This is a genomic window from Rhodopirellula sp. P2 (assembly GCF_028768465.1).
Classification (GTDB): Bacteria; Planctomycetota; Planctomycetia; order Pirellulales; family Pirellulaceae; genus Rhodopirellula.
In genome coordinates this window covers 5,462,561-5,477,566 of record NZ_CP118225.1, presented here as the reverse complement: position 1 = coordinate 5,477,566, position 15,006 = coordinate 5,462,561, and the positions used below count along the sequence as shown (strand labels likewise).

Here is a 15,006-nt window from a genome sequence, read left to right as displayed (position 1 = left end):
AGCGGTCTGCCAGTTCAGTCTGTCCACCCATTTCGCCTCGCCAAGTGGGACCTGTCTACGGGGTGGTTTGTGCTCGCGGAAACGCTCGGCTGCAAAGCATCGCCGCGATCCAGACGGGCAACCAAACCGCCGCGGCGTCCGAAAAGCGTCCGATCGGTGGGCTGGTCAGGGACACGAATCCGATCTTGATCAGCCAGTAGCTGAGTGCCAGCCAGGTCAGCGCGGCCAAGCCAGCGTGAACAGAATCGTTGTTGCGATGCTGTTCGTCCGTGCTGGATTGTGCGGGCGAATGAAAGAACCGGATCGAAGCAACACAGGCGGCGACGGCCAATCCCATCGTGATGACGAAGTAGATCGGGTGCATCAGCATGTCGGCCACGGATCCCCAGACACCGCGACGGATGGCGAGCGCGATCCAGCGCAGATACCGAAGCGAGTAGTTTTGAACGATCGTGCGGTCGAGTTCCGCAAGCAGTTGGTGCTGGCGGACTCGTTGCAGTCCGGGTGACGGGGCGATTGTTGTTGAGGTTCGGTTCGCGACGTCTTCTGCTGCGGGGATCACGATCATGTAGGTCATCGCGTCCCAGCGATTTTCAATGGTCGTGTACGAGTCTGCTCGCGGGCCCGCATCGGCGATTGGACGGAGGTCCAATCCATCGGAGGTGGCTCGATCACCGGTCGCCATTTCGATTCGTCGATTGGCAATTTCCGAACCGAGTTCGCCCAATTCGCCGGGCAATGCCTCGAGTTCGTCCGCGTCGAGCAACTGAGTCGTGACGGCGGCCATGTTTTGATGGCCAAAGGGCAGGACCCCAAAGTCATCCACCGCGATCATGCGGAAGGTGCACCACACCAGCAGTGCAGTCACAGGCAACGCGCCGGCAGCGATCGCTTGCGTCCAACGACGCGAAAAGGTGACGCTCGGACGCACAAAAACGCTGAGCATCAACCACGGGATCAGAAACAGATACGCAGGGCGAAGCATAATCACCAGGGTGGTGAGGACACCCAAGAACAACCCCGCACGCAGTGTCAGGTCAGTTCGCCAGATTCGCAGCAGGCCGATACCGATCATCGCGGCCAGCGACATCGCGGGAGCGTCCGTCGCGATCGTGTTGACGTGATCCCAGAACGTGCAGCCGATCGCAAAAGCACTGCACCCGACGACAATGGTGGGGCGGGAGAATTTCCAAGCCGATAACTCGACGGCCAGCCAGCCGACCGCGATGGCTTGCAAAGCAATGTGAAGAATTACCAACAGCTGATTCGCATTGGAATTTGCCAGTGCTTTCGCGAATCGAACGAGGGCCGGGTAGCCCGGTGTTCGGATCTGAGTGGCAATCGCTTCGGCGGATTCAAACGAGTACTCGGTGTAGCTCGGTGAATCGGGTACCAAATGGGGTGCGAACCGATTGGTTGCCCAACATGTCCCCATCAGGATGATGAACGCGACCAGCGATATCAAAGCGAAGTGTTTCATGCCGACCAGCTTAACCTGCCGGCGGATGAATGCGATGAGCCCGCATCACCTCACCCCAAGCAAGCAAGGTCTGATTCGCTTGGATTTGGACTGGCCTGCGAATGGGAACGACTCGCGGTGCCGCCTCTTCCGAATTCTTGGCGAATCCGGCTACATTCCGCGGGACCGTTGGAGCCAACGGTTCTACTCTGACGCCGCTCCCTGACGAAAATCAACTCCCACTCAATCGTCCCCCGCATGATTCCCGCCCTCAAGGAAGTTCTCCGCGTTGCGGTTCCGCTGATGGTCAGCACCGGCATGTTTTCGCTGGTTCTGTTCGTTGACCGGACACTGCTGTTGTGGCATGAACCGTCTCAGATGGGAGCGGCGATGGCGGCTGGGAACTTGTTTTGGGTTTTCACCTGCGTGTTTGTTGGCATCGCGTCGATGACCAGCGCGATCATCAGCCAGTACATCGGAGCGGATCAACCCAAGCGAGTGGGACAACTGCTGTGGCAGGCGACTTGGTTCGCGCTCGCGACGTTGCCGTTTTTCCTGGTGGTGGGAAGTCTCGGCGAGTCTCTGTTTCGACTGACGGACCAACCTGAGCACTTGATTCCGATGCAAGCGGCTTACTTTCGCATTCTGATGTGGGGTGGGGCGGGCGAAGTGCTGCAGACAGCGCTCTCAGGTTTCTACAGCGGCACGCACCGGACTCGCACGATCATGGTCGTGTCGCTGGCGTCGGGCGTGTTGAACTTGGTGCTCGACGTGTTCTTGATCTTTGGTGTCGGTTCGCCGGATCCGGAAACCGGTTTGCGTTTCTTGGAACTGGGCATCGTGGGAGCGGCGATCGCCAGCACGCTGTCGTTTTGGTTCAAAGGCGTTTGTTACGCGGCGCTGCTGTTGAAACCCAGGGAACGCGAACGATACGGCCTGTTGCGTGGGATTCGTCTGAATCGTCGTATGATGAAGCGACTGATTTACTTCGGTTTGCCGGCTGGATTGATGTATGTCACCGAGGCGGGTGGCTTCACCGTCATTGTGTTGCAAATTGGGCGACTCGGGGACGTGCCACTGCAAGCCACGACGATGGCGATCAATTTCAACATGATTGCGTTCGTTCCCTTGGTGGGGATGTCGATTGCGGCCTCGGTGTTGGTTGGCCAGCATTTGATTCGAACGGGACCTGGGCCGGCGATTCGTTGCGTGATCGCGGCTCTGGGGGTTGGTTGGGCATATTCGGCGGTATGGGCAGTCGCTTATGTCTTCGCTCCCGGTGGTTTGATCGCCCTGTATTCGTTGTCGCCGACGGGTGTGGACAGCGAAGTCGCGTTCGAGATCGCGGAAAAGTTGCTGGGGTTCGTTGCGATTTACGTGATCATGGACGCGACGCAGTTGATCTTGGCGGGCGCTCTCCGTGGAGCGGGTGACACGTGGTTCGTGTTGTTGGCGGGACTGGCTCTGTCGTTCGTGGCAGTGGTCGTGGGAACAGTGTGGCAACCTGTCGCGGTTCGGTTCCAGGACCCGGATGGGCAAGCTGGGGCACTGTTGGCGCTGGATTGGTGGTGGTGGGTGATCACCGGTTGGATCTGCACCCTCGCAATCGTCATGGCCGGACGCTTTTTGCAAGGCAAATGGCAACGGATGCGGATGGTTTGATCCCACCACTACGGTTTTGGCAGACGCATTGCTAAACTGTTGGCCACTCGGCATTTCTCGACAATTCGACAACAGGAACCCAGGCAGTGACTGCGGATATTTTCGGCGCACGCGAACAGTTTGAAACCGGATCCGGCTCTGCAGCGATGTATCGCTTGGAGGCGCTTCAAAAACGAGGCTTGGGGCAGATTGACCGCTTGCCATTTTCCATTCGCGTGCTGTTGGAAGCCGTGCTGCGAAATTGCGACGGTTTTCAAATCAGCGAAGACGACGTCAAGAACCTGGCCGGTTGGGACGCCAAAGCGGTGGCCCCTCACGAGGTGCCGTTCAAGCCTTACCGCGTGGTCTTGCAGGACTTCACGGGCGTTCCCGCGGTCGTCGATTTGGCGGCAATGCGTTCGGCGATGGAACGAATCGGGGGCGATCCGAACAAGATCAACCCGCTGATCCCCGTTGACTTGGTCATCGACCACTCCGTGCAAGTCGACTTCTTCGGCAGTGAAGGCGCGTTGGTTCAAAACGTCGAGCGTGAATTTGAACGCAACAAAGAACGCTATGAGTTCCTTCGCTGGGGCCAACAGGCGTTCGACAACTTCGGTGTGGTTCCACCCAACGTTGGGATCGTTCACCAAGTCAACTTGGAATACCTCGCCCGCGTGGTCGCGATGGGCAAGGACGAGCAAGGCCCCGTGGCGATGCCCGACACGCTGGTCGGGACTGACTCGCACACGACCATGATCAATGGTTTGGGCGTGTTGGGTTGGGGCGTTGGCGGCATCGAAGCCGAAGCCAACATGCTCGGCCAACCGCTTTACATGTTGATGCCCGAAGTCATTGGCTTCGAACTGACCGGTGCGTTGCCGTCCGGTGCGACCGCGACGGACATGGTGCTGCGAGTCGTCGAGATCCTCCGCGCTGAAGGCGTGGTTGGCAAGTTTGTCGAGTTCTTCGGCACCGGCATGAACACCATGAGCGTTGCTGACCGAGCCACCATCGCCAACATGGCTCCGGAGTACGGTGCCACGATGGGATTCTTCCCAGTGGATGATTTGACGTTGCATTACATGCGTCAAACCGGCCGCAGCAAAGAAAACGTCGAGCTGGTCGAACGTTACTGCAAAGAACAAGGTCTGTTCCGTTTGGATGATGGTCCAGCACTGAACTACACCAAGACGGTTTCGCTCGATTTGTCGACGGTGGAACCCAGCTTGGCGGGCCCCAAACGTCCGCAAGACCGTGTGCCATTGGCATCGATGAAGAAGGCGTTCAACGAATCGTTGACGGCTCCTGTGGGTGCCTCCGGATTCGGGTTGGCTCCCGAGGATCTGAAACGCACCGGGCATGTTTCCAACAACGGTGCCAGCTCGGACATCACGCATGGTGCGGTTGTCATCGCTGCGATCACGTCGTGCACGAACACGTCCAACCCATCGGTGATGGTGGGTGCCGGATTGCTGGCCAAGCGGGCTGCCGAACGCGGATTGACCGTGCCGGCACACGTGAAGACGTCGCTCGCGCCTGGTTCGCGAGTCGTGACGGACTACTTGAACAAAGCCGGTTTGTCCGAGTCGCTCGACAAGCTTGGTTTCAACACGGTTGGATATGGCTGCACGACCTGCATTGGCAACTCGGGACCACTGCCAGAACCCGTTGCCAAGGCCATTCAAGATGGCGACTTGATCGCTTCGGCGGTTCTGTCGGGCAACCGAAACTTCGAAGGTCGGGTCAACCCGCTGACGAAAGCCAACTACTTGGCCAGCCCACCGTTGGTGGTCGCTTACGCTTTGGCGGGAACCACCGACATCGATCTGGTCACGGAGCCACTGGGCAAAGACACCAACGGCGTGGACGTGTTCTTGAAGGACGTGTGGCCATCGGCGGAAGAAATTCGCGAAACCATAGCGTCGTGCATCCAACCCGAGATGTTCACCAACGAATACGAAGCGGCCGTGGCTGGCAACGAATTGTGGAACGCGATCGAAGCCGCCGGCGGGGCGTTGTACCCGTGGGACGAAAAGAGCACTTACATCCATCACCCACCGTTCTTGGACAGTGTCACCGCGGAAGCCGTGCCAGACATCGCTCCGATCAAGGGTGCCAAGGTGTTGGCATTGCTCGGTGATTCGGTCACGACCGACCACATTTCACCGGCTGGTGCGATCGCCACCGACGGGCCTGCCGGACGTTACCTGCAAGAAAACGGCGTGCCGATTCGCGAGTTCAACTCGTTCGGTTCGCGTCGTGGGAACGACCGCGTGATGGTGCGTGGAACGTTCGCCAACATTCGCATTCGCAATCAACTGGCTCCGGGCACCGAAGGCGGCGTGACTCGTTACCTGCCAACCGGCGAAACGATGAGCATCTACGATGCGGCGATGAAGTACCAATCCGACAACGTGCCGTTGGTCGTGTTGGCTGGAAAAGAATACGGAACGGGCAGCAGCCGTGACTGGGCCGCCAAGGGCACGATGATGTTGGGTGTCAAAGCCGTCATCACGACCAGCTTCGAACGCATTCACCGCAGCAACTTGGTCGGCATGGGCGTGTTGCCATTGGAATTTGCCGAAGGCGGTTCATGGCAATCACTCGGGTTGACCGGCGAAGAAACCTTCGACATCGATGGCTTGTCCAACGATCTGGAGCCTCGTTCGTTGATCACCGTGGTTGCGACGGCAGCCGACGGAACCAAGACCGAATTCCAGTGCCGCGTTCGAATCGATACGCCAGTGGAACTGCAGTACTACCAAAACGGTGGGATCCTGCCGACGGTTCTGCGAAACCTTCGCGGTTGAGCGACTAGCAAATGATCCATCGCGCCCCGCTGCATCTGCTGTATCTCAACGTGCTCGTCATTGCGACGTGCGGTTTGATTTACGAGTTGTTGGCGGGGACGCTGGCGAGTTACTTGCTCGGTGATTCCGTCACCCAGTTCTCGCTGATCATTGGCGTTTACCTTTCCGCGTTGGGTTTTGGGGCTTGGTTGTCTCAGTACGTGACCTCGAAACTCGCCCGCGTGTTCATCGAGGTCGAGTTGGCACTCGCGCTTCTGGGTGGATTCTCCACGCCGCTGCTGTTTCTTGCATTCCCGATGATCGAGTGGTTCCAGTGGTTGCTCTTCAGCAGTGTGATCGTGATCGGGACGTTGGTCGGGTTGGAACTTCCGCTATTGATGCGGATCCTGAAGGAACATCTCGAGTTCGAAGAACTCATTTCGCGCGTTCTGGCGTTTGACTACCTCGGAGCTCTGTTTGCCTCGCTGTTGTTCCCGATCTTTCTGGTTCCGAAGCTGGGCCTGAATCGCACCGCAATCGTGTTCGGATTGCTTAACGCGTTGGTCGGGCTGTGGGGGACGTATTTGCTGCGTCCGTTGCTCGCCAAGAAGGGGCTGGATGGTCTTCGAGGGCGAGCGTTCTTGGTGATCGGATTGCTGATCGTGGGGTTCATTAAAGCCGACTCGATCACCAGCATCGCGGAAGAGAGCACTCTGGGCGGACGCATCGTGTACGCGGACACGTCACCCTTTCAACGCATTGCAGTGACTCGCAATGACAAAGGGTTCCAGTTGTTTCTCAACGGGCACCTGCAGTTCAACAGTGTCGATGAATATCGCTACCACGAAGCATTGGTGCATCCGGTGATGTCGGTTTGCAAGGATGCACGTCGCGTGCTGGTGCTGGGTGGCGGAGATGGTTTGGCCGTTCGCGAAATTTTGCGTTATGACCATGTTGAGTCGGTCACTCTGGTGGACCTGGATCCGGCGATGACTCGCTTGGCAACCCAGTTCGAACCGCTGGCGGAACTCAATGGACGATCGCTGGAGAGGGACCGCGTCACGGTCGTCCATCGAGACGCTTTCCTGTGGGTGGGCGAAGGCGATGAGCAATTCGATGCGGTCGTGATCGACTTTCCCGACCCAGGCAATTACTCGATTGGCAAACTGTATTCCTCGCGGTTTTACGACATGCTTCGCGAGCGGATGACCAACGAAGCCGGGTTGACGATACAGTGCACGTCGCCGCTGGTGGCGCCCAAGTCGTACTGGTGCATCCTGCGGACGATGCAGGCCTCGGGGTTTGATGTCACTCCGTACCATGCACCCGTGCCCACGTTTGGGATCTGGGGCTTTGCTCTCGCGAGGATTGCTCAGGATCCGGAATCGGAATCGAACTGGCGGTTGCCGCCGGAGTTGTCGGCCGATGTCACTGGCTTGCGATACCTGACTCCCTCGACGATGGCAGGGTTGTTCGATTTACCCGCTGATCAACAGCCCCGCGACGTCCCGCCCAACCGATTGAATGATCAAATCCTCGTGCGTTTGTACGACGAGGAATGGGGCAACAACCAGTAGCCGGATTCGCCAAGAATTCGGATGGTTTCGGTCTCCAGTAGCCGGATTCGCCAAGAATTTCGGATGGTTCCGGTCTCCCGTAGCCGGATTCGCCAAGAATTTGGTCCCTACGAGAGTAGAACAATTGTCCCCAATTGTTCCATCGGGCATCGCTCTCGGTCGTGTCTGGTTGCTAGCCGAATTGACGTGTTGATTCAAGTTGAAGTTGCACCCCATTCGCGCTGAGCGTCTCGACTTCGCCAACCTCTCCCCAAACTGCGTTTCAGGAGAGGTGCGCCGCGTGAAAACCCGCCAAAATGCCGCACGAGAAAACTGCTCGACCTCCAAGCAGTTGAGGACAACGGTTCTGCTCTGGGCGGAGTCCGAATGCTGGCGAATCCGGCGACGGAACCTCGCAGCTTTCGTTCAGGTCATCAGCGCGGTGACGGCGTGGCCTTTGACCAGTTCGCGGGGTTGGTTGAGGTGGTTGTAGACCAGCGTTTCTGGATCGATGCCGAAGCTGTGGTAGATCGTGGCGAGCAGCTCGGCTGGATGCAGCGGGTTGTCGACGGGAGCCGACGCGGTCTTGTCGCTTTTGCCGTAGACGAAACCTCGCTTCATGCCAGCACCGGCAACGACGGCGGTGTAGCAATACGGCCAGTGATCGCGGCCATCGTCGGAGTTGTTGTTGCCGGACGTGCTGACGCCTCGCTGCGGGCTACGCCCGAATTCGCCGACCGCGACGACCAGGGTTTCTTCCAGCAGACCGCGTTGGTCGAGGTCTTCCAGCAACGTTGACAAACCATTGTCGAGCATCGGAGCGGACTGGTCCTTCATTCGTTTGGAAAGGCCCGAGTGATGGTCCCAGGAATGGTTGTCGCTGTTGGCGACTTTGGGCCAGATCACTTCGACAACCCGTGTTCCCGCCTCGACCAACCGGCGAGCGAGCAGGCAACTTTGACCGAATGAGTTGCGTCCGTAGGCGTCGCGAAGAACGTCGTCTTCGGCGGACAATTGAAACGCGTCGCGTGCTCGGCCGGACAGGATCAGTGAGAGTGCTCGGTCGTAGTTTTGGTCCAGCTCAAACTTTTCGACCGCTTGGTTGATGACTGGCATTTGTTCGTTGAGTGCCTGGCGCAGGTTGGCACGACGTTGCAAGCGGACGTCGAAGACTTCATCGCGAAGCGACAGGTCGTCGGTCCGGATGCGTTGCATCTTGTCCATGTCCATGTCGTCGCCGGGCGGATACAGCGTGTACGGATCGTAGGCTTTGCCCAGGAAGCCGGCCGTTCCGCCTTTGCCCACCACATTGGATTCTTGCAACGGACGCGGGAGCATCACAAATGGAAGCATCGGTTCTTCCATGGGCTTCATCTTGACGATGTTGCTGCCAAAGTTCGGGAAGTCCTTCGGCGAGGGCGGTTCGAGTTGGCCCGACGGGCTGACCTTGTCGGTCGTGTAGCCCGTCATCATTTGGTAGATCGCCGCGGTGTGGTTGAACAGGCCGTTGGGCGTGTAGGACATCGACCGGATCATCGTGAACTTGTCGTTGATCTGGGACAGACGCGGCAGGTTCTCGGTGAATTTGATACCGGGGATTTTGGTCGAGATTGGTTTGAATTGACTTTTGACGTTGTCGGGAACGTTCTCTTTCGGGTCCCACAAATCCAATTGGCTTGGTCCGCCTTGCAAGTAAACCATGATGATCGACTTGGCCTTTCCCCATCCTGGACCACCGCTGTGGTTGGAATCCCCCGAACCGCTGGCTTCGGCCGCTTGGGCTTGATGCGATTGCAGTTTCAGAATCTGAGGCAGTGACAATCCGAACAGCGATGCGCTGCCGACTCGCAAAAAAGCACGCCGGGTTTCACCCAAGTGAGGGTCGCAAAGATCTTTGGCGCGAGGCCCTTTGAAAGACAACATGGTTGACTCCGTGGCTGGGTTGTTGAGAGGCGAAGGAATCGTTCGGAATCAAGTTCGGCTGTCGCGGAGCGGCGCGAGCCGCACGGTGTGTCACCGGAGTGCTCACGCCCTTCTGCTACTTTTGAATCCCGAAGTTGTTTCCGAATGGTTCCAATGTGAATCAGTGGTTGAACAAGAACGCCGGCGAATTGACGAGAGCCCAGACCAAGTCTTCGGCCGCGGTCAGACGGGAGTTCGTCAGTTGGGTCTTGGATTGTTCGACGTTCGCACGCAGTTGGACCAAAGCCGGATCGATGGGTGTCTCGGCTTCAAAGCGTTTGCGGCGTGTTTGCAGTTCGACAATTTGGCTGTCTTCAGGCAGCGGCCGTTTGGCTTGGTTGAGTGCATCACGAGCCGCTTTCAACTGGGGATTGATCGTTGACACGTACTGATCGATTGCCTTCGCGAGAGCGTCGCTGCGTTGTTCAGCGGGCGTTCGTTCCGCGGCGGCAAACGTTTCGGACAGGCCCAGCGGGATCTCGCCTTTCGCTGTGGTCACGCTGATTCGGAACCGACCGAGTTGGTGTTCCTTGGCGTTGTGGTTCTGAGCCAATTCAAATCTCAGGCGGGTTTTGCCGTCCGATTCGATTGGTTTGGCGAATTGGAACGTGGCCCAGTGTTCATGCCCATTCGCACCAGAGACCGCCCACGCTGATTGATTGCCATCGATTCCGTCAAACGCGCTTTCGATTTTAAAACCGTTTTGCAAGAAGTCGGCCGAGGCTCGGGCAATCTTGACGGCTGGCAATTCACTGGGGCTGGCCGCGAGATCCGAGCCTGGTTCATCTGAGCTGGCTCGAACCGTGATCTCGGTGACCACAAAGTTACCCGCTCGACCAGGGCCGTTTTGTGGCAGGCTCGGATCCGTGAGCGCTTCGACGCGGAAGCCGGTGATGCCGGTCAAATGCGTCTCAAACTCGACGACATAAGATCCATTACCTTGTTTTCCGCTGGCCAAAACGCTGCGGTCAGGTTGGACGGACAAGGTCGCTTGGTTGGTGGCGGACAACGAGATCGGCGTCAGCGGATGCCATTCGGTGCCGGCTTTCTTTTCGGTCAAAAAAGCGTCGACCAGTTCAGGCAACTTGGCCTCCAGTTCGGCGAACTTCTTCGCGGCATCGTCGATCTTCGTTTGACGCTCGGCCTGCATTTTCGCTCGTTCATCTGCCATCGCGTCACGGCGAGCGGCGATGTCATCGGCGAGTTTCGCCAGCATCTCCTTGCGAGCTGATTCCAATTGGGGCAAACGTTCTTTCCAAGTGGATTCGGCATCGGCCAATCGCTGGACGAGCGTTTCATGGTCGTTTTTGATTTGGTCGTGAATCGTTGCGAAAGCGGCTCGTTCTTTGTCGGACGGGTGGCGACCGAGTGCTCGCAAGAAGATCTCCTCGGTCACGGCTTCGTCGGTGGAGTTTTCCGCGACGATTTTTTCGAGTTCGTTCTTGGGGTCACTGATGGCGGTGCCAATGGTGGGACCGCTGATCAACGCCATCACGGGACCGAGTTGCAGGTCGGTGCCGCGTTCGCATTCACAAGCGGTTTCGCGGACGGGTCGGCCGAGGTTGGCGAGGAAGCCGTCCGTCAGCGATACGCCCGAGTCCGTTGCGGCGGCGGCACGCGTTCCAGCTGGCATCCCGGGGATGTGACTGGTTGCTCCAGTCAGCGAGTGCACGGCGTCGAAGATGACTTCGGCGGGCAGGCGTCGCGGCGTCGCATGGGAGTAGTTCAGGTGATCGTCTGCGTTCCATTCGTTGGATTGGACGGATAACTGATACGTTCGCGAACGGACGATCAATCGCATCAAGTGCCGGGTGTCGAAGTTCGAGGCAATGAATTCGTCCGTCAGGTAATCTAGCAACTGGGGGTTGGACGGCGGGTTCCCGGCTCGAATGTCATCGATTGGCTCGATCAACCCAACGCCGGTCATGTATCCCCAGATTCGGTTCACAAAGGAACGCGCGAAGTAGGGGTTGCTGGGATCGGTCATCCACTGGGCGAGTTCTTCCCGACGCGTTGGTGGATCGTCGGAATGCGAGACCAGTGTTTGCTGATTGGGTGAAGCGGTGCGTGATTGTTGTTGGTCGGGTTCATTGGCAGCTTGGCCGGGCAATTCGTAAGGGAACGACGGCACCACGTTCTCGCCCGTGCGGCCGTGTTGGACTTCGGAATCAGCCGAATCGGCAATGATTTCAAACAGGGGCGTTGCCCCTTCGACGGCTGTGCCGCCAATCTTTTTGTCGCCTGATTTGGGATCCTTCTTCCGATCAACTTTCGCGAAGTAGGCGGCCAGTTCGAAGTACTGGTCCTGGGTCCAACGTTCAAACGGGTGATCGTGGCACTTGTTGCAATTGAAGCGAATGCCGAGGAACAGGTGCGTCGTGTTTTCCATCGTGTCCTCGGGGGTCCGGAGGACTTTGTAGTACGACGCGGCCGGGTTGGTTTGGTTGGAACCGGATGCCGTCAGGATTTGGTAGGCGAATTCATCGTAGGGGCGATTTTCTTCCACCGCTTTTCGAATCCAATCGCGATAGAGTTTCGTGCCTTCAACGCCGAGGAACTTGCGGTTGACTTGCAACAGATCCGCCCACTTGTTGGTCCAGTATTCGACGAAGTCTTCGTTGCCGATCAAGCGATCGATGATGGCTTGTCGTTTGAGTTGGCTGGGCGTTTCATCAGCCAAAAACTCGCGAACGGTTTGGCTGGTTGGGGGCAGCCCGGTCAGGTCCAAGTGCACGCGGCGGAGGAAGGTGGCGTCGTCGGCGACTTCACTGGGCATGATCTTCATTCGATCCCACTTTTGAGCGACCAATTCGTCGATGCGGCCCCAGCTGTCCACCTTGGCTTGTTCGTACCCGGAACGATCGCCCATCACGGTCAGCGTGGTGGCGGCGTAAGCGCCTTCGAATCGAGCCAGCACGGGAGCTTCGCCGCGACGAACGGCACGGAGCATGCCGCCCGCTTCAGCGGTGGCGACTTCCGTGTTGCCGGAGCTGACGAATGCTTCTTGGGTCACATCGCGTGATTCGCCGTTGACATAGGTCGCGACAATCCGGACCTGTTGGCGAGCGTCGGTGGACTGCACGACCGGGTTTTGGGGAAAGACTTCCAGGGCTGCGACACGGGGAGTATCCAAGTCAAGTTTGACTCCATCGGCGATCCAGCGATGCAGCACCGCGTGATAGGGATCGCCCTCTTTCATCAATGAGCCACCTTCGTGAGGCGTGATGCCCAGCGGCTTGCGAAGCATCATGGAATCATTGGGGGCTGCCGGGTTGATCCGCCGTCCGGCCAAGTCGTCCGTCAGGGCTCGGATGTCGAAGATCGGATCGTAGCCTCGCAAAGACAACCGGAACCCGTTCTTGCCCTTCTGTGCTCCGTGACAGGTGCCTTGGTTGCAACCCAACCGAGACAGCACTGGATTGACGTCGCGAATGAAGTCGACGTCGAAGTCGGCTTGCCCGGTGATCTCGATCGGGAGTGTTTGTTGATGCGACCCGAGCGTGATGGTGATTTCGTTGGTCGCGTTGCGTTGGGGACGAATCAATCCACTGGGCGATGCGACGTAATCCTCTGATTCAGGGATCGTGATTTGACGCGTGACGTCAACCGTCGATCCATCGGCCAATGTCGCGATCGCGATCAGTTGCACGTAGTCGTAGGGCGACGTCAGCGAAATTCTTTCCGGGACAACCGACAGTCCGACCAATTCCGAAAGGTTGACTGGCGATTCAGGTGACGCGTCCTGGTTAGCAGCTGCATCGCTTGTGAAGTTGAGCTCGGGGGCGGAAGCATGGGATGCTTCTTCGGACGTCGCATCGCTTTGCGGCACCGCAGGGAACGAGCGAACCAGTTTGCCGGTCGGGTCGAGGTGGCGGATGAGTCCATCGTTGGCCGCGACGAACACGCTTCCGTCATCGGTCAATTCGATGGCATAGGCGGCGGCGCCCGGCAGTTCGAAGCGGAGCGTCTGCGTGACGGGTTCGTTGATCGTTTCTTCGACAAGTTTCTGCCCGTTCGCGGAGCGATTGGCGACTCGTTTGCTGAGGATCGATTTCAGCAGATCAGTCAACTCACCGGTGAAGTCGTACTTCCAAACTCGTAGTTCGGAATGGCCGTCGATCGTGGCGACGGCGGCCAAGTGCGTGCCAGCGGGGTTCACGACGACTTGCCGGATGCGTCCGTTGAGCCGCGGGAGGTTGCGAATCAGGTTCGCATCGTCGCCGATCTGACGTTTGGTTTGTCGGAAGACACGGTAGACCTGGGTCACGCCATCGGCACCTCCGACGATGATCTCATCGCGAGTCGGATGCATCGCGACGCTGGAAAGGCCGCCGGACAGTGCCCCGGGCGTGATGGAGGTGACGTTGTCGATGAAGCGTTCGGTTTCAACTTCGGTCAGTTTGCAGGTCATGTCGCGGGCAACGGAAACGAGGTGTTTGCCATCGCTGGTGAAAACCGTGTCGCGAATCCAATCCTCGTGGGCCCCTTGGAACAAGACTTGTTCGCCAGACGATGCGTCGAGAGCGCGGACGGTGTTGTCATTGGCTCCGATTGCGATCTTCGATCCGTCCGGCGACCAAGACAGGCCGGTGATGGTGTCGAATGTGATCTGTTTCGAAAGTTCCTGTTCGCCGGTCGCTGTGTTCCAAATTTGTAGCTCGCCGAGTTCGCCGGGCGTGCCGCCTGCTGCGGCGATGCGTTTTCCATCGGGCGAGAATCGAACCGTGTTGATGCGTGGTGACATGCCCACCATCCGCGTTTGCATCTCACCGGTTGAGGGATCCAACAAGCAGATCTCGTGGTAGCCCGCGACGGCGAGCGTTTGACCGTCGGGCGAGAGGTCGATCGAGGGCAACGTCGGTGGCCCTGCGTAGACCGGCGGATGGTCAGCATCGATTCGCGGGCCACTGGGCTGGGGCGAGTCGTTGATCGCCCCTTGTTGGATCCAGCGCTGGATCGTCGCCACTTCTGTTTCGTGCAGTGGTTTGCGTGGGGCCTTGGGCATTTCGGCAATGCCGTCGTGTGCCGTGATTAGCAGAACCAGCGGGCTGGCGTCGGCATCACCGGGAACGACCGCTGCCTCGCCGCTTTCACCGCCGCGGACCAACGCGTCGAAGTCGGTCATCACGTATTCGCCGCGTTGCTTGGCGGCTTGGTGGCATCCGAAGCAGTTCGCTCGCAGGACCGGTAGAACGTCGCGGTGATAGCTGACGTTTCCAATGCCCAAACCCGTGGCCGAAGAGACTTCTTCGGCCGGGGTGGGTTCGTCCTCTGCCGAACTCGGTGGGGCACCGAGGGCAGAGAAAAAGAAAAGTCCCACAACGGCTAGGTGGGGAAATGGGGATCGCGGTGACCGAGTGGACAACGTGATCATCGAAATATCTGTCACGACGATTTCCTTCCAAGCGAATGCATGGGGACGAAAAATCATCGCCGATCCGAATCAATCCTGGGGATGAATCGATTCGGTAGCCGTGTGGGGGGTGGCAGGCGGGAGCGGGGGTGATCCCCACTTTGCGACAGGATAATGGCGTGTGCTGTCTCGGTCAAGGAAAGGTGATGCGAGAATAGGCAAGAATGCGATGAGCCTCCTTCC

6 protein-coding genes are annotated in these 15,006 nt (G+C 58.4%); 3 read left to right on the top strand and 3 right to left on the bottom strand.

Going from position 1 to position 15,006, the window contains the following annotated elements; genetic code table 11:
• Nucleotides 1–55 precede the first annotated feature (55 nt).
• Nucleotides 56–1,480, bottom strand: a complete 1,425-nt coding sequence (locus tag PSR62_RS19360) for a hypothetical protein (RefSeq protein WP_274404648.1) — start codon at nt 1,478–1,480, stop codon at nt 56–58.
• 237 nt (nt 1,481–1,717) lie between these two features.
• On the opposite strand from PSR62_RS19360, the gene PSR62_RS19355 reads away from it, so the two are divergent.
• From PSR62_RS19355 to PSR62_RS19345, 3 genes are all read left to right on the top strand, one after another.
• Nucleotides 1,718–3,121 (top strand): MATE family efflux transporter, encoded by a 1,404-nt coding sequence (locus tag PSR62_RS19355; RefSeq protein ID WP_274404647.1) that lies wholly within the window; start codon nt 1,718–1,720, stop codon nt 3,119–3,121.
• A gap of 86 nt (nt 3,122–3,207) precedes the next feature.
• Nucleotides 3,208–5,913 carry an aconitate hydratase AcnA gene (gene acnA / locus PSR62_RS19350; RefSeq protein ID WP_274404646.1) on the top strand — a complete coding sequence of 902 codons (2,706 nt, stop codon included), beginning with the start codon at nt 3,208–3,210 and terminating at the stop codon, nt 5,911–5,913.
• Between the two features lie 11 nt (nt 5,914–5,924).
• The gene (locus tag PSR62_RS19345; RefSeq protein WP_274404645.1) at nt 5,925–7,469 is read left to right on the top strand and encodes a polyamine aminopropyltransferase; all 1,545 of its coding nucleotides are present in this window, start codon (nt 5,925–5,927) and stop codon (nt 7,467–7,469) included.
• A gap of 405 nt (nt 7,470–7,874) precedes the next feature.
• Here the strand turns inward: PSR62_RS19345 and PSR62_RS19340 are convergent, their stop codons facing one another.
• The gene (locus PSR62_RS19340; RefSeq protein WP_274404644.1) at nt 7,875–9,371 is read right to left on the bottom strand and encodes a DUF1501 domain-containing protein; all 1,497 of its coding nucleotides are present in this window, start codon (nt 9,369–9,371) and stop codon (nt 7,875–7,877) included.
• Nucleotides 9,372–9,531: 160 nt separating this feature from the next.
• A complete protein-coding gene (locus PSR62_RS19335) occupies nt 9,532–14,841 on the bottom strand; it encodes a DUF1549 domain-containing protein (RefSeq protein WP_274404643.1) in 5,310 nt (1,769 codons plus the stop codon).
• Nucleotides 14,842–15,006 lie beyond the last annotated feature (165 nt).